This window comes from Deinococcus sp. AJ005 (assembly GCF_009017495.1).
In the GTDB taxonomy this organism is placed as follows: domain Bacteria; phylum Deinococcota; class Deinococci; order Deinococcales; family Deinococcaceae; genus Deinococcus.
Window position 1 is genome coordinate 284,634 of sequence record NZ_CP044989.1, and the last position, 17,089, is coordinate 301,722.

Consider the following 17,089-nt stretch of genomic DNA (forward strand, 5'->3'; position numbering starts at 1 on the left):
CCTTCGCTACGTTAAACCCTACAAGGTGTAACTCCTGAGGAATATTCTCGCTCACTCCGAAATTCTGAGACGCACTCTTTCGATTTTCGGTTATCAGAACTTGACATTGGCGTGGCTTGGGTCTACCCTCCACATACCGCTCCCAGTTTCCCAGTTTTCAGATTTCGGTGGTGAATGCCATCTATAACAGCTACAATCTCCACGCGATCAATCGACGAAAGCGTTTTCGCCTGTCATATTTAAGCATGTCTTAGACAGAATTCAGCCGCCAGCCAAGAGGTGACACATGAAAGCCGCGTCTAATAACGAAAGCGTTTTCGTGTTTCGACGGGTGCCTCTCTCACGCAGTCGCCCGTCACCACCAGGAGCTGTCCATTGACCAACTCACCCATGCGTCCATCCATCAAAGATGTGGCCCGCCTGTCTGGCGTCAGCATCGGCACCGTCTCAAAGTGTCTGAGCAACGCCACGGACGTGTCTCAGGCGACCCGTGAACGGGTGATGAAGGTTGCTGATCATATTCAGTACCGTCCGATGGCGCTGGCGCGCGGGCTGGCGCGGGGACGCAGCGGCAACATTGCGGTTACTCTGTCGGCCATTCATACTCCAGTGTTTCTCGATCCTTTCTACGCTGAGGTGCTGGGGGGCATCGAGACTGAGCTGGAGGCACGTGGGCTGCATCTGCTGCTGACCAGCCTGAAATCGGGGCAAGATCTGTTGCAACTGGCATCGGAGCGGCGGGCCGATGGACTGATCATGATTGGCTTTGAGGTGACCGACAGTGTGCTCCAGAAGATCGCGCAGATGCAGCCACTGGTGCTAGTGGATCGCCACGTTGCAGGCATTTCCTCGGTGATGTCAGACAACCGTGAAGGGACTCGGCAGGGCACCCGGCGGCTGATTGAACTGGGAAGGCGGCGGCTGCTGTTCATCTCGGAGCGGGCCAACGTCGACAACATGCAGGCGCGGCTCTCTGGCTTCAGGCAAGCACTGGCCGAGGCGCAGCTTGATCCGCAGGCCATCATCGTCTGTGACGAGGACAACGCGCTGCCGCTGGAATCTGTGCTGAGCAGTATCAAGCAAAAGAGCATTGACGCGGTGGTTTGCGGCAACGACCATGTGGCCTACAAGCTACTGGCCGCCCTGAACCGTGCGGGCATGCGGGTGCCGGAGCAGGTGGCCGTGCTGGGCTACGACGGACTGCGTTACCCGCTGGAGGGCCTGCGCCGCCTGAGCAGCGTGCGGGTGGACAAGGGCGCGATGGGGGCCGCAGGGGCGCGGCTGCTGCTGGACAAAATCGCGCAGCCGGGCAGCCCGGTGAGACAAGAAATCATTTCCACTACCTTCCAGCAGGGTTCTACTACCCCGGAGCCAATTCGATGAAAGCCAGTCAGGCGGGGGCCAGTCAGATGAGAATCGGCCCAATGTCCGGCTCCGCGAACGCACCTCCGGGTGCCGAATCGGAGGACGCCATGTCGCCCTGAGTACCGCGTTCCCTTTTCCTGTCCTCATTCCCCTGCGCCTTCATTCGCCGCTCTAAAGGAAAACACATGTCACAGTCCCTGAAAAAGAATGCCCTCTGGTTGACGGCTGGCCTGCTCGCCACGCTGTCCGTGTCGGCCCAGGCCCAGAATCTGCCCCGCGCCCAGACTCTGATCGTCTCTGGCTGGCAGTACGACACCCCCACCAGTTTCAACCCCGTCTCTCCGGCCCAGTCGGCGTGGCCGGTGGGCAACACCAACTCGGGCACCAACGTCTATGAGCTGGTCTACGAGACCCTGATGACCTTCAACAGCGCCACCGGCAAGCTGGAGCCGCTGCTGGCCACCGGGTACACCCAGAAAGGCAACGTCATCACGGTCAAGATGCAGCCCGCCGCCAAATGGCAGGACAGCAAGGCGCTGACCGCCGCCGACGTGGTGTACTCCTTTGAGCTGGGCAAGCGCGAGGCCCTCAGCTACTCCAACCTGTGGGATTACGTCAGTAGCGTCAAGGCCCCCGACGCCAGGACAGTCGTGATTACCCTGAACCCCAAGAAACTCAATCCGGGACTGGTCATCAACTACCTGGGCCAGATCGTGATCGTGCCGCAACATATCTTCGCTGCCGTGGAAAAGGAAAAAACGCCGCTGGCCCAGTTTACCAACCTGAAGCCCGTCGGCTCCGGTCCCTACAAGGTCAGCACCTATAACGCCGAGCGCGTGGTGGCCATCCGGGACGACAACTACTGGGGCAAGTCGGTCTGGGGCCTGCCCGCGCCCAAGTACATCCTGCACCCGATCTTCAAGGGCAACGATAGCGCCAACTTGGCCCTATCGCAGGGCAATGTCGATGTCTCGCAGAGCTTCATTCCCGAAATCTGGAAACTCAAGGACAAGGGCGTCGGCACCTGGCTGAGCAGCGAGCCGTACTACCTGCCCGGCAGCATTCCCCTGCTGGTCGTCAACACGACCAAGAAAGGGCTGGACAACCCGCTGGTGCGCCGCGCCATCGCCATGTCGATCAACTACCCCCTGATTGCCAAGACGGCCATGTCCAACTACTCGGTGCCGGCCAACGCCAGCCTGCTGCTCCCCAGCGGCAACGAGAAGAACATCTTCAACGCCGCAGAGGTCAAGAAGAACGGCTGGAGCTACAACCCGCAGGGGGCCGTGGACATCATGGAAAAGCAGCTCAAGGCCAAGAAGGGCGGCGACGGCATCTACGTGCTGCCCGACGGCACCCGCCTGGGGCCGTGGAAGCTGGCTGCACCCAACGGCTGGACCGACTGGAATCAGGCCCTGTCCGTGGTGGCGTCCAGCGGCAAGGCGGTGGGCATCGACTTGCGAACCGATTTCCCGCAGCAGTCGGTGTGGCAGACCAACCTGAACACCGGCGATTTCGATCTGGCCCTCAATGGCAGCGTCGGCGTCAGCGCCGCCGGGCCGTGGCCGCGCTTTCAGGCCGCGATGGACAACCGCGACACCCCGAAAATCGGTGAGAATGCCTTTTCCAACTACGGGCGCTACAGCAACTCGCAGGTCGCCCCGCTGCTCGACAAGGCGGCTGCCGCCACCAGCGCCGCCGATCAGAAGAACCTGTACGGCCAGCTCGACGCCATCTTCCAGAAAGACGTTCCGGCCATTCCGCTGATGTACCGCCCCTACGAGTTCTACGAATTCAACACGGCCCACTGGACCGGCTTCCCCACCAGCGCGGACCCCTATGCTGCGCCCCAGAATGCCCAGGCCGGGGTGCGGATGCTCTACAAGATCAAGCCCCGCTGAGGCCCGCCCTTCCGCTCTTAGTCAGAACCGGCAGACCGTCATTCCGGTTCTGACCTGAACAGCAGTTCCTTGCCGTTGCCCGGTCGCCTCGACAGCCGTTCCCTCGGCGCTGTGCTGGCCACACCGGGCAGCGACCTTTATTGATTCAGATTAATCCATACGGATCCCGTCGGTTTCGTGCATCAATCGGGGCTTTGCCGGTTCATTCCTTTCATGCCGTGAACCCGATGTTTTCCCTCTCGCTCTATCCGGATTTCCAGGAGTTCTCAACACGTTTTAGAGCATTTGGCGGAATAGTTGTTGGACTGGATGAGCTTGAGGCATTCCAAAGAGCGTCCCCAGGCAATCCAGCTTCACTCAGGATAGTGCATCTTTTCTATCAAATCCTCTAGAGCAGGTTTCTGAATTATGTCACCAGAAAAAGGGACTTCCGGCGACTCCATTCGCCAACCTGCTCGACAAAAGTCCCTCGCTCCGCTCGGTCATAAAAAGGTCATTTTTATGACAACTGCTCTAGTCGGAATCCGTGTCAGGGGGCAGCCAGTGTTCGGTTCGCCCCCGTTTCTAGGAAGCGCCACCCCAAGGAGTGCCATGTGAAACCCTTTACCCGGTACCTGTTGACCAAGATCGCGTGGTATTTGCTGGCATTTCTGGCCGCTGCCGCGCTCAATTTCTTTTTGCCCCGTCTGATTCCCGGAAACCCGGTGGACCAGATCGTGAGCGGCATGGGCAGTGGCGGCACCGTCAGCAGCGCCAGCCTGCAACGCATCTACGCCACCTACATCAAGGAATTCGGCCTCGATCAGCCGCTGATCGTGCAGTTCGGCACCTACCTCAACCGTCTGTTTCACGGTGATCTGGGCACCAGTTTCGCCAACTACCCGGCCAGCGTCAACAGCATCGTGCGGGCCGCGCTGCCCTGGAGCATCGCGCTGCAACTGCCCGCCATTCTGATCGGCTGGCTGATCGGCAACGTGCTGGGCGCAATCGCCGCTTACCGGGGCGGCGTGTTTGACCGCACGGTGTTTCTGGGGGCACTGGGCTTTTCCAGCATTCCGTACTTCAGTCTGGCTATCCTGCTGCTGTACGGCTTTGCAGTGGCGTGGCCCATTCTGCCCAGCAGCGGGGGCTACAACTTCATCAACTCTCCGTCCTTTACCTTCGGCTTTTTCGTGGATGCGCTGCAACATTACATCCTGCCCTTCCTGTCCCTGGTGCTGATCGTGATCGGCGGGCAGGCGGTGGGGATGCGGAGCATGGCAATTTATGAGCTGGGATCGGACTACGTGAGCTACGAGAACAGCATGGGCCTGGGCGAGAACCGCATCATTCGCGGCATTTTCCGCAACGCCATGCTGCCGCAGATCACCGGACTAGCACTGGCGATTGGCTCACTGGTGGGGGGCGCGCTAATCACCGAGATTGTGTTCTCTTATCCAGGGATCGGCACCACGCTGTTCACGGCCATCGGGCAGAACGATTACCCAGTAATTCAGGGCATCACCATTCTGATCACGCTGGCGGTGCTGGGGGCCAACTTCCTGGTGGACCTGAGTTACGGCTTCATCGACCCGCGCATCCGCGCCTCGCAACAGGGAGAACGCTGATGCTGAGTTCCTTGCTGAAAAATTCCCGCTTTACCTTCAGCGCCGTGCTGCTGCTGATCGTGGTGCTGGTGGGCGTGATCGGCCCAATGATCAGAACCGCCAACCCGCTGTTTGCTGTCGGCGGGCGCTATGACCGCCCCGACAGCAAACTGTGGCTGGGTACCGACGCCATCGGCAACGATGTCTTCCTGCAACTGATCCACGGCATTGGCAATAGCCTGTATATCGGGTTGGTGGCCGGAGTGATCGCCACGCTGATCGGGGTGATCATCGGCCTGAGCGCCGGGTACTTCGGCGGCCTGCTCGACGAGATTTTAATGGGCATGACCAACGTGTTCATCACCATTCCCACCATCGTGATTCTGGTGCTGCTGTCGGTCACGCTGAACTCGCGCAGCACCGTTCTGCTCGGGGTGATCATCGGCGTGACCAGTTGGCCTTGGACTGCCCGCGCCGTGCGCGCCCAGGCCGCCAGCTTACGCAGCCGCGAGCATGTGGACGTGGCGCGGCTGTCGGGCATCAGCACCCCGCGCATCCTGCTGGGCGAAATCCTGCCGTACATGGCCAGTTACGTGGTGATGGCCTTTGTGCTTCAGATGTCCAGCGGCATCCTGAACGAGGCCGGGCTAAGTTTGCTGGGGCTGGGGCCGGACAACAGCATCTCGCTGGGCAAGCTGCTTCAGGGCGCGCTTCAGGGCGAAGCGCTGCGGACCGGGGCGTACTGGGCGATTTTGCCGCCCACGCTGATCCTGGCGCTGATCTCGTTCTCGCTGCTGATGGTGCAGTCCAGCCTGGACGAATACTTCAACCCGCGTCTGAGGAGGAACACATGAGCGACCTTTTGCGCGCCGAGAACCTCAGTGCTGGATATGTCACCTCCGCCGGACTGGTGCAGGCTGTGGACGACGTGACCCTGACCCTGCGCGAGGGCGAGGTGCTGGGCATTGCAGGCGAATCGGGCTGCGGCAAAAGCACCCTGGCCGCCTTGCTGGCTCGTAACATCAACCCCCCATTACGCGTGACTGGCGGCACCCTGAGCATGGACGGCGAACTGGCCGACCTGAGCCAGGCGCTACCTCGCCCGCAGCGCGGAACCCTGCTGAGCGTGCTGCCGCAGGGGGCCATAAACGCCATTAACCCCACCGTGCGGGTGCGCGATCTGGCCTACGACGTGATGCGCGCCCACGAAAAAGGGGTGACGCGCAAATCTGCCCGTGAGCGGGCGGCGGAGCGGCTGGGCGAGCTGGGCCTGCCACCGCGCGCGGTGGACCAGTACCCCCACGAACTGTCCGGGGGCATGCGCCAACGTGTGGTGGCGGTGATCAGCACGCTGCTTAACCCGCGCATCCTGATCGCCGACGAGCCTTCAAGTGCGCTGGACGTGTCCTCGCAACAGGCACTGGTGGCCCTACTGCGCGATCTGCTGTCGCGCGAAATCATCCGGGGCGTGGTCTTCATTACCCACGATCTGCCGCTGATGCGGACGGTGGCAGACCGGGTGGCGATCATGTATGCCGGGCGACTGGCCGAACTGGGCCAGACCGATCAGATGCTGAACGAACCCCGCCACCCGTACACCCGCGCCTTAGTGGGTTCGGTGCTGGTGCCGGAGCCGTATGTGCGCCGTCACCGCATTGAGGGCATTCCCGGCACACCGCCGGACCTGGCCGATCCGCCCGCCGGGTGCCGCTTTCACCCGCGCTGCACGCTGGCGGACAACAAATGCCTGACCGATCCGCCACGGGTGGGCGATCTGGAATCCTTCGCGTACTGCTGGCGCGTGGCCGAGGCGGCGCAGGGGCAGCCAGTCACACCTGCCGCCGTGGCCCGGAGCGGCGCATGACCGGGCATCAGGTAGATGGAGCGGCTCCCGTCAGCTTGCAGAACGAAGCTACGTCGTCCACACCATTACTAGAATTTGACCGTGTCAGCCGCGTGTTCGGCTCAGTCACGGCGGTCAAGGACGTGAGTTTCCAGATCGCGCCGGGCCAGATCGTGGCGCTGGTGGGCGAGAGCGGCAGCGGCAAGACCACCTTGGCGCGGCTGGCGATGCGCCTGCTGCTCCCCACCAGCGGCGAGATTCGGCTGGAGGGCGAGGCGGTGGGCAAGCACTCCCAGCGCTCCTACTGGCGCAGCGTGCAGGCCGCCTTTCAGGACCCCTCGGCGTCGTTCAATCAGTTCTACACGGTGCGCCGCCTGCTACGGACCTCGCTGGGCGTGCTGGACCAGAAGTTAAGCCGCGACGAGCTGGAAACGCGCATGGCCGAGGCGCTGACGCAGGTGGGCATTCCCCCGGCCATGCTGGACAAGCGCCCTCACGAACTCTCGGGCGGCCAGCGCCAGCGCGTGATGATCGCCCGCGCCCTGATGCTGCGCCCGCGCCTGCTGGTGGCCGACGAACCCACCTCCATGCTGGACGCCTCGCTGCGCGTCAGCCTGCTGAACTTGCTGCGAGACCTTCGCGATCAACAAGGTTTGAGCATTCTGCTGATCACCCACGATTTGGGGCAGGCGTATTACGTCAGTGACCGCCTGCTGGTGATGTACCGAGGCGAACTGGTCGAGCAGGGCGATACCGAGACCGTGGTGGCCGAGCGCTGCCATCCTTACACCCAGCAACTGCTGGCAGACGTTCCCAAGCTGCACTGATTGCCGCTCTTCTCCCGCCCCTCCTCATGACCTGACACAGCCGCTTTCGGAGGGGAAATTTCAGAGATCATCCCGCGTCCGGCTGAGCTGCCATGCTGGGCGCGTCCAGTTCCCACGCCCTCCCCCCAACCCATTCCCTGTTGCGCGAGGTTTTGATGACTGTATTTGCTCCCTGGCTCCTTCACGATTTCGCCCCCGGAGAGGGAGAACGGCAGCAGGCCCACACGCCTGAACTGGACACTGCTGGCTGGCTCCCGGTTGCTGTGCCCGGCGACGTTCACCGCACCCTGGTGGCGGCGGGCCGCCTGCCCGAACCGTTCTATGACCGCAACGAGCCGGAAGCCGACTGGATTCAGGAGCGCGAGTGGTGGTACCGCACCATCCTGACTGGCCCGCAGGACGCCCTGGCCCCGGACGAGCGCCTGCGGCTGGTCTTTGACGGCGTGGACACCTACGCCACCTATTACCTCAACGGCGAGGTATTGGGAACCAGTCAGAACATGTTCCGCGAATACGCTTTTGACGTAACTATCAAGCTGCGGCCCGGCCCCAACACGCTGGCGGTGCGCCTCGATCCGCCACTTCAGCACGTTAATCTGGCGCAGGTTCCGGCCTGGGACCCCGAGATCGTCAAGCCGAAGGTGGCGATGCGGAAAGCGCAGTTCGGCTACGGCTGGGACTGGGGTCCGGTGCTGCCCACCTTTGGGCTGTGGCGCGGCGTGAAGTTGCGCCGCGAACGGGCCGCGCGGCTGACTGGCGTGCAATTTGCTACGGTAACACTCAATGCCACCCACACGTTTGCAGTGGTCACGGCGAGTGTGGAGGTGGAGCGCTTCGCAACCGACGCCCCCCTGAATGCCGAATTCACGCTGACCCTGCCCTCCGGCGAGGCCCTGACCCGGCAACTCACGCTGGAGGCCGGACAGACGGGGGGCGAGGTGTCGTTTGAGCTGCGTGATCCGGCCCTGTGGTGGACCCACGACCTGGGAACGCCTGCGCTGCACAGTCTGGAAGTGCGCCTGTTGCTGGACGATCAGCCGCTGGACCAGCTCAGCCAGCAAGTCGGCGTCCGCACCATCCATCTGGACCAGTCGCCCGACGCCGACGAACCCGGCACCCGCTTTTTCCGCTTTGTCCTCAACGGGTTGCCAATCTTCGCGCGGGGGGCCAACTGGATTCCTGCCGACTCCTTTGTGGGGACCCTGACGCGCGCGCGCTACGAACCGCCGATCCGGCTGGCCCAGCAGGGCCATATGAACATGCTGCGCGTCTGGGGCGGCGGGGTGTACGAGCATGACGCCTTCTATGACCTGTGCGACGAGTTGGGATTGCTGGTCTGGCAGGACTTCATGTTCGCCTGTGCGCCATACCCCGAAACAGACGAACTGGCCCAGGAGGTCCGGGCCGAGGCGGAGTATCAGGTGCGGCGGCTGCGAAGCCACGCCAGCATGGCGCTGTGGTGCGGCAACAACGAGAACCAGTGGATTCAGGAGATGCGTTATCTGACGCGGGCCACGGGTGACCTGTATTACGCCAAAATTCTGCCCGAAGTGGTGACAGAACTTGATGGTCAGGTGCCGTATTGGCCGGGCAGCCCCTTCGGCGGCAACGATCACAACTCGATGTTAGACGGTGACCGCCACAACTGGGACGTGTGGCACGGCCAACGTCCCATCGTGCGGCAGTTTGGCGACCCCATCGGGCTGGACCGCACGCCCGAGGGCGTGTCTTACCGCAATTACGCTGTGGACATGGGCCGTTTTATCAGCGAATTTGGCATGCACGCCGCGCCTGCCCTGCGGACCCTGCGGCGCGTGATCCCTGAAGGCGAGCTGTACCACCACAGCCCCAGCATGGACCACCACAACAAGGACAACCCCAAGAACAAGGGCGACGCCCTGATGGAAGGGACCACCGGCCTGCCCGGCGATCTGGCCGAATACCTGCTGTTCTCCCAGGTGGCCCAGGCAGAGGGTCTCAGGTTCGGCATCGAACACTACCGCCGCCGCATGCCGCACTGCTCGGGGGCGCTGATCTGGCAGCTCAACGACTGCTGGCCGGTGCTGAGCTGGAGCGTGATTGATTCGGACAACGTGCCCAAAGCCGGGTACTGGTTTGCCCGGCGGGCTTTCGCGCCGCTGCTGGCAAGTGTTAAGCCGCTGGAGGGCGGCGGTGCAGAGATCTGGCTCACCAGCGAGCGCCGGGAAGAGGTACGCGACACCCTGACTGGGCGCCTGATGGACTTCGCCGGGCAGACCCTCTGGACGCGGGACGTGGACGTTCAGATGGGCCACGGCCAGAGCTTCGCGGTCCTGAATCTGGCAGCGGAAGAATTGCATGCCGACGGCCACCATTATTTGCGTCTGGAATCGCGGGGCGGCCAGTTTGAGGCCAGCACCCATTTCTTCGTGGAGATCAAGGACCTGAAGCTGCCCCAGACCCTTCCCATCCTGGAGGCCCGCGCCCAGCCGGACGGCAGCCTGAGCCTGAGCGTCACGGCCAGCCAGTACAGCTACCTCGTCCACTTCACCAGCGACGAGGTGGTTACTTTCAGCGACAATTTCTTTGACCTGGAGGCTGGACAGAGCCGCACCGTCACGGCCACCCACCCGGTCCGGGCGCTGCGGCCAGAGGACGTGGAACTGAAGATGTTTCAGGCACGTCAGCTTCAGCAATGACCTGGGCAGATCTGCGCGGCGTGCTGGCCCGTGACCAGCTGTTGCCTCTCTTCACGCCGGATGGTCAGGGGCTGGTCCGTGCGCGCCTGGAAACCCTCCAGAACGCCGAATTGACCGCCCGTGCCCCACAGGTCGCCGGAAACTTTGCCGCTTTGCTCCACGATTTTTCTGATCTGCGGCTGGAAACCAGAAATGGCCGCCGCCTGCGCGAACATCTGGCGTCTTTCCTGCGGGCAGTGGTTCCCGAGGCGGTGCGGCTGGCCAATCATCCTGACGCTCCACCCTGGCCGATGCTGGGGCTGCCGCGCGTGGTCAGCACCGCCGCCAATCTGGATTTTCTGGTTGGTGCCAGGCCGGACGAACACCACGGCCTGACGTTCTGTACCGGTTCGCTGGGGGCGCGGGCGGACAACAATCTGCCCGCGCTGGCACGGCGCTATGCGGCGTGGATTCACTTCGTCCATGCCCGCAACGTACGTCGCAGTGGCGAACAGGATTTTCAGGAGGTGGCCCATCTCAGCGCCCACGGTGACGTGAAGCTGGCCCGAGCCGTCATGCTGCTTGAGCGGCTGCGCCCCGCCCAGATCATGGTCGGACGATCTGGGGCGTGACGGGCCGTTCCAGAGACGGGCTGACCGTGCGCCAGGGGCGGTGTACCTTCAGGAGCTAATCAACGTAGCGAGGTTAAATGCCCCGGCGCAGAGCAGGAAAGACAGTAAGCACGTAAGAACAAACGAACCCATCAAGGAGCTTCCATGAACACTTCACTGAGCCTTCACAGCGGCTGGCACTTCAAGGCCCGCAAACCTCAGAACCCCCTGAACGACGACTTCGCCTCTGATTCTGACTGGGCCGCCGCCAGCGTTCCTGGCACGGTGCATCAGGATCTGCTGGCGACGGGCCGCATTCCCGATCCCAACGTCGGCCTGAACGAGCTGGATGTGCATTGGGTGGGCGAAAGCGACTGGCTGTATCAAGTGGAGTTTGACGCGCCCGCTGTGGAATCCGGTCAGCACGCGGACCTGTGTTTTGACGGCCTGGACACCTTTGCAAAAGTCTGGCTGAATGGCGAGCTGATTCTGGAAAGTGAGAACATGTTCGTGCCGCGCCGCGTGTCGGTGGCGGGCCAATTGCGCGAGGGGTCCAACGAACTGCGCGTCCTGTTCTCCTCTGCCCTGTTGCGGGGTCAGGCCATTGAGGCCGAACTGGGCAAACGCCAGTTGTGGAACGGCGATTCCAGCCGCCTGTATGTCCGCAAGGCGCAGTATCACTACGGCTGGGACTGGGGTCCGGTGCTGATGACGGCGGGGCTGTGGCGCGGCGTGCGGCTGGAGGTCTACGCGGCCCGGCTGGAGGAATTGGCCTGCGCCGTGGCGCTGTCGGAAGACCTGAAACGCGCCGAATTTCCGGTGAGCGTGAACATGAAGGGAAAGACCGAAGGGAACGTCGTGCTGGAACTGCTGGGGCCAGACGGCGCAGTGGTTGCGTCCCAAACCCTGCCCGCTGCCGGGAGCGTCGCCCACACCTTCAGCGTGGAAAACCCGGCCCTGTGGTGGCCCGCTGGTCACGGCGAGCAGCCGTTGTACACCGTGCGGGCGGGGCTGGAAGACGGAACTTCCTCTGAACTTCGGGTGGGCGTCAGGAGTATCCGACTGATTCAGGAACCCGTGGCAGACGAATCCGGCACATCCTTCTTCTTTGAGATCAACGGCATGCCCATATTCTGCGGCGGCGCGAACTGGATTCCCGACGACAACTTCCTGCCGCGCATTACGCCGGAGCGCTACCGCACCCGACTGACCCAGGCCAGAGACGCGAATATGGTCATGATCCGCGTGTGGGGCGGCGGCATCTATGAGGATGATGTCTTTTACGACGCCTGCGACGAGCTGGGCCTGCTGGTCTGGCAGGATTTCATGTTCGCTTGCGGGATGTACCCGGCCCACGCCGAGTTTCAGGCCAGTGTGAAGGAGGAAGCGGAGGTGACCGTCAAGCGTCTGCGCCACCACGCTTCTCTGGCCCTGTGGTGCGGCAACAACGAGGATTATCAGATCGCCCATTCGGTGGGGGCTTACGGGCCGAACGGCGACGAGAGCAAGTTTGACGCCCTATCCACCTACGAGGAATTGCTGCCGGAAGTCTGCGCCCGTCTGAACCCCGCCACGCCGTACTGGCCGGGCAGCGCGTTCGGTGGGCCGAATTCCACCGATCAGGAGATCGGGGACCGCCACACCTGGGATGTGTGGCATGGCGCGATGGCCCCATATCAGGACTATCCCGAATACGAGGGCCGCTTTGTCGCCGAGTTTGGGATGCAGTCGTTGCCGTCCCTGGCGCTGCTGGAAAGCGTCGTTTCACCCGAGGAACGCTTTCCCGCCAGCCGCACGCTGGAACACCACAACAAGGCGGACGACGGCCCGCGCCGCCTGAACGTCTACATCGGTGACACCGTGCCGATTCCCGCCGATCTGCCGGGCTACGTGTATGCCTCACAACTGATGCAGGCCGAGGCGCTGGACTGCGCGTACCGAGGCTGGCGGCGGCGCTGGGGCAAAGGCGGCAAGCGGGCGGTGTCCGGCGCATTGGTGTGGCAGCTCAACGACTGCTGGCCGGTGACGAGCTGGGCCATTGTTGACTCGTCGGGTCAACCCAAGCCCGCGTACTACGCCATCAAGCGGGCGCTGAAGCCTGTGAGTGTTGGTGTGACCGTGACTGAGAAGGGGGCCGAGGTCTGGGCCGTCAACGGCACGACGGAAGTTCAGACCGTGACTCTGGAACTCCGCGCATTGGCGCTGGACGGTCAGGAACTGGGGGCCGAGACGCGCGAGGTGACGCTGGCGGCCAACGAAGTGACCGAACTGGGCATCTTCGCCACCAAACACGACGCTGCCTCTATCATCGTGGCCGCCACCCTGCGCCACGGCGGGGACGTGATCGCCCGCGAGGTGCGCTGGCCTGAGCCGTTCAAGTATCTGACCTTCCCCGATCCCGGCCTGAAAGTGGAGGTGACCGGCGCAAATACCCTGAGCCTGAGCCTGAGCGTGACGCGCCCCGCGAAAGGCGTCTGGCTGGAATCGGCCCCGGAAACCGTCTGGGACGACAACATGCTGGATCTGCTGCCCGGTGAAACGCGCGTGGTCCGCACGCAGAAGCTGAATCCATCCAACCTGACCGCCCGCTGGCTGGGCGCGGCAGCCACGGTCAAGGTGGGCGAACTTGAGCGGGCTTAAGGATCTGAAACTGGGCCTGTTCAGCTACAGCTACCGCATGGCTTTCGGAGCACACGACGTCAAGCCCCGCCAGCCTATGAATCTGTTTGAACACATGGAGCATGTACATGACCTCGGCTTTGACGGCATTCAGATTGATCTGACGCACCTGACCAGCCACGATCCGGCTTACCTGAAAGATGTGCGCTCGGCGGCGGCAGAACGCAACCTGTTTGTGGAATACGGTTCGGCCTACGTTACGGCAGACACCATCGTTCAGGAATTGCACGTCGCCAGCCTGCTGGGCGCGCCGCTGATGCGGACCTTTATGGGCTTCTCACGCTTTGAGCGCGGCACCGACGTGGCCGAGGAAACCACCCGCGCCGTCGCCCTGTTGCGCTCAGTGGCCCCGCAGGCGGCGGACCTGGGCATCCGCATCGCCCTGGAAAACCACTGCGACGCCACCACCCCGGAGTTGCTAGAGGTCATTGAGCGCATTGATTCACCCACCGTGGGGGTCTGCGTTGACCTGGGCAACTTCATGATCCACCTTGAAAACCCGGTGGCTGCCGTTCGGCAGCTCGCGCCTTATATCATCAACACCCATTTCAAGGATTACGCCATGAAGATGGAAAACTGGGGCTTCAAGTCGTATGGCGTAGCCCTAGGTGAAGGGGTCATTGACCTGAAGGCGGTGCTGGACGTGCTAGTAGGCGAGGCCCACTTGGACCGGATCATGCTGGAAATCGTCTCCGAGCCGCAGGCCAGCGAGACCGAAACCCTGGCGCTGGAGGAGGCCAATGTGCAGCGCAGTTACAGGTTTGCCCGCGAAGTCCTGGGCATCGGCACGGGCTGAGGGCGCGGGCTTTAGTTGGGATTTATATTTCTGTCCTTAAAGCACAACGATATGCGGCATCATTCAGGCAAAGTAATTACTCAGCGCATAAACTGCCCTAATTAGATAATGAATCGCCGATACTTTCAATGTAGATTTCGGGAAAATATGTTTCAGAACGAAATACGGGATATTGAATCTGCTAGGGGCGTATTAGAGGGCGGTTTTTCGTCGCGTTCATCGTGTTGAGTAGTTACCAGGCAAAAACCATACGACACTCCTTTTCCACGAGAGGTTTTCCCATGACACCTACCGAAACACACCCCCAGTCCATTGACGCCTTGCTCAACCAGATGACCCTGGAGGAACAGGTGGCGTTGCTGGCTGGAGCGGACGTCTGGCGTACCCTTCCCATTCCACGCCTGAATATTCCATCCCTCAAGGTCAGTGATGGCCCTGCTGGTGTGCGCGGCGGCGGCTCCCTGGTCGGTGGCACGCCAACGGCGGCCTTTCCGGTGGGGATCGCTCTAGGTGCGAGCTGGAACACCGAGCTGCTGCGCGAAATAGGCATGGCTCTGGCCCAAGAAGCGCATGATAAGGGTGCGAGTGCACTTCTCGCCCCCACCATCAACCTGTTTCGATCCACGCTGAATGGCCGTAACTTTGAGAGCTACGCCGAAGATCCGTATCTGACCGGCACACTCGCCACAGCTTACGTTCAAGGTCTTCAAGCGGAGGGAGTGGCCGCCACCGTCAAGCACTTCGTGGGAAACGAGTCCGAGTACCAGCGCAACACCATCAGCTCTGATATTCCAGAGCGCGCCATGCGGGAGTTGTATCTGCGGCCCTTCGAGATGGTGGTCAAAGATGCTAGGCCGTGGGCCATCATGAGCAGTTACAACAAGGTGAATGGCACCTATGTCAGTGAAAGCACGCACCTGTTGATGGATATTCTGCGCGGTGAATGGGGTTTTGATGGTCTGGTCGTCTCCGACTGGGGCGGTACTTATAGCGGGGGCGAATCGCTACGGGCGGGTCTTGACCTGGAAATGCCAGGGCCGGGCCAAGCGCGTCAGGAGCTATTAGAACTGGCGCAGCATGACCCAGCCACCCGTGAGGCCGTGCGCCGGGGTGCTGGAAATGTGTTGCGCCTGATCGAACGCACCGGAATCCTTGCCCAGGCTCGCGACGCGAGTGATGGGGCCGAACAGGGCGTGGAACACGAGGAGGCCCGCGCTTTAATTCGCCGTGCCGGGGCTGAGGGAACGGTGCTGCTCAAGAATGACGGTAGCCTCTTGCCGCTGCCCGCAGGTGCGAGGGTGGCCGTGATCGGCCCGAACGCGGCCAGCGCCCAAGTTATGGGTGGCGGCAGCGCCCAGATGAACGCCCACCGCAAGGTTTCGCCGTTGGAAGGGTTGCGCGCCGCGCTGGGTGAGGACCGCGTGACCTATGCGCTGGGCTGTGACAATGACCGCTACCTGCCCACGCTGGACGTTCCGGTCCGAATCGACTATCTCGGCCAAGACGGCGAGGTTATCGCTACCGAAGAGAAACAGGGCAGTGAAGTGATGTGGGCCAGCTTTCCTGAAGGGATTCAGCCCGAATCGTTTCGCGCCCGCCTCAGTCTGACCCTGACGTCCCCCCAGGACGCGGAGTATGATCTGAGCCTTTACAGCGCGGGCCTCAGCCGTCTGACCGTGGACAGCGAGGAAATCATTGACAATTGGACGAATTGGCAGCCTGGAGACACCTATTTCGCATTCGGGAGCAATGAGGTGCGGGCCAGGCAGTTCCTGAGTGCCGGGGAGCATACCGCTGTGGTGGAAGTTACGCCCAAGGCCGTTGAGAAATCGGTTGCAGGCTTTAGCGCCGTGCGTTTAGGCTTTCGCGCACTTCTAGAAGCCAACGCTTTGCAGGAAGCGGCCCAGATCGCCGCGCAGGCCGATTACGCCGTGGTCTGCGTGGGCACCACCGGGGAGTGGGAGACCGAGGGTGTGGATCGGCAGGGCCTGAACCTCCCCGGACAGCAGAACGAACTCGTCCGTGTCGTGCGGGCTGCCAACCCGCGCACCATCGTCTTGCTGCAAACGGGCGGCCCGGTGCTGATGCCGTGGTTGGATTCGGTGCCTGCGCTGCTTCAGGGCTGGTTTCCCGGTCAGGAGGCTGGACACGCCTTTGCCGATGTGCTGACCGGGCGAGCTGACCCCGGCGGACGCCTGCCGCAGACTTTTGTCTCCAGGCTCTCAGATGATCCTACCCACCCTGAGACACCTGATCTTCAATATCCCGGCGAAAACGGCCATGTCGAGTACAAAGAAGGGCTGTTCATCGGCTACCGGCATGTGGACGACGCTGGAACGCAGCCGCTGTTTCCGTTTGGTTTCGGTCTGAGTTACAGCACTTTTGAACTCTCGAACGCCCGAATGAGTGCTGAACGGATCGTGCCAGGTGACAGCGTGACCGTTAGCGTCACCGTGACCAATACTGGACAGTGCTGGGGCCAGACGGTGGCCCAACTGTACGTGCGTGACATGGACGTGAAACTGAAGAGGCCATATAAGGAACTCAAGGGCTTTGCCAAAGTGAGCCTGAAGCCAGGGGAAGCGGAAACCGTGGAAGTGCAACTGGATATGCGCTCGCTGGCCTATTTTGACGATGACCGGAAGGTCTGGGTGGCAGATGCGGGCGGGTTTGAGCTTCTGCTGGGTCAGAACAGCGTGGATTTGCCGATAGACCTTAAATTCACACTAGACAGTGAGTGGATTCAGGAATTGCATTGGAAGCGCATGTAACCACTGCACTACAGCATTTCTCATAAAAAGTTTATTTTTATGCCTGAGTGAAG

The 17,089-nt window shown here is 62.0% G+C and carries 11 protein-coding genes; all 11 read left to right on the top strand.

Annotation, left to right across the window (positions count from 1 at the left end; genetic code table 11):
- Nucleotides 1-375: 375 nt before the first annotated feature.
- Nucleotides 376-1,383 (top strand): LacI family DNA-binding transcriptional regulator, encoded by a 1,008-nt coding sequence (locus tag DAAJ005_RS01645; RefSeq protein WP_151845578.1) that lies wholly within the window; start codon nucleotides 376-378, stop codon nucleotides 1,381-1,383.
- A 167-nt stretch (nucleotides 1,384-1,550) separates the two neighbouring features.
- Nucleotides 1,551-3,266 carry an ABC transporter substrate-binding protein gene (locus DAAJ005_RS01650; RefSeq protein ID WP_226342335.1) on the top strand — a complete coding sequence of 572 codons (1,716 nt, stop codon included), beginning with the start codon at nucleotides 1,551-1,553 and terminating at the stop codon, nucleotides 3,264-3,266.
- A gap of 593 nt (nucleotides 3,267-3,859) precedes the next feature.
- On the top strand, nucleotides 3,860-4,873 hold the full coding sequence (locus DAAJ005_RS01655) for an ABC transporter permease (protein ID WP_151845579.1): 1,014 nt from the start codon (nucleotides 3,860-3,862) through the stop codon (nucleotides 4,871-4,873).
- A complete protein-coding gene (locus DAAJ005_RS01660; protein WP_151845580.1) occupies nucleotides 4,873-5,706 on the top strand; it encodes an ABC transporter permease in 834 nt (277 codons plus the stop codon). Before DAAJ005_RS01655 ends, DAAJ005_RS01660 begins: the two co-directional genes overlap by 1 nt.
- Nucleotides 5,703-6,716 carry an ABC transporter ATP-binding protein gene (locus DAAJ005_RS01665; RefSeq protein WP_151845581.1) on the top strand — a complete coding sequence of 338 codons (1,014 nt, stop codon included), beginning with the start codon at nucleotides 5,703-5,705 and terminating at the stop codon, nucleotides 6,714-6,716. The genes DAAJ005_RS01660 and DAAJ005_RS01665 overlap by 4 nt, the downstream gene beginning before the upstream one ends.
- Entirely contained in the window at nucleotides 6,713-7,522 is an 810-nt protein-coding gene (locus tag DAAJ005_RS01670) for an ABC transporter ATP-binding protein (RefSeq protein WP_151845582.1), read from the top strand. Before DAAJ005_RS01665 ends, DAAJ005_RS01670 begins: the two co-directional genes overlap by 4 nt.
- A gap of 155 nt (nucleotides 7,523-7,677) precedes the next feature.
- On the top strand, nucleotides 7,678-10,200 hold the full coding sequence (locus tag DAAJ005_RS01675) for a glycoside hydrolase family 2 protein (protein ID WP_151845583.1): 2,523 nt from the start codon (nucleotides 7,678-7,680) through the stop codon (nucleotides 10,198-10,200).
- On the top strand, nucleotides 10,197-10,811 hold the full coding sequence (locus DAAJ005_RS01680) for a mannonate dehydratase (protein ID WP_151845584.1): 615 nt from the start codon (nucleotides 10,197-10,199) through the stop codon (nucleotides 10,809-10,811). Before DAAJ005_RS01675 ends, DAAJ005_RS01680 begins: the two co-directional genes overlap by 4 nt.
- 144 nt (nucleotides 10,812-10,955) lie before the next feature.
- Nucleotides 10,956-13,430, top strand: a complete 2,475-nt coding sequence (locus DAAJ005_RS01685; protein WP_151845585.1) for a glycoside hydrolase family 2 protein — start codon at nucleotides 10,956-10,958, stop codon at nucleotides 13,428-13,430.
- Complete coding sequence (locus DAAJ005_RS01690; protein WP_151845586.1) at nucleotides 13,417-14,265, top strand: sugar phosphate isomerase/epimerase; 849 nt, start codon at nucleotides 13,417-13,419, stop codon at nucleotides 14,263-14,265. The genes DAAJ005_RS01685 and DAAJ005_RS01690 overlap by 14 nt, the downstream gene beginning before the upstream one ends.
- A gap of 281 nt (nucleotides 14,266-14,546) precedes the next feature.
- A complete protein-coding gene (locus DAAJ005_RS01695) occupies nucleotides 14,547-17,036 on the top strand; it encodes a glycoside hydrolase family 3 C-terminal domain-containing protein (protein ID WP_151845587.1) in 2,490 nt (829 codons plus the stop codon).
- Nucleotides 17,037-17,089 lie beyond the last annotated feature (53 nt).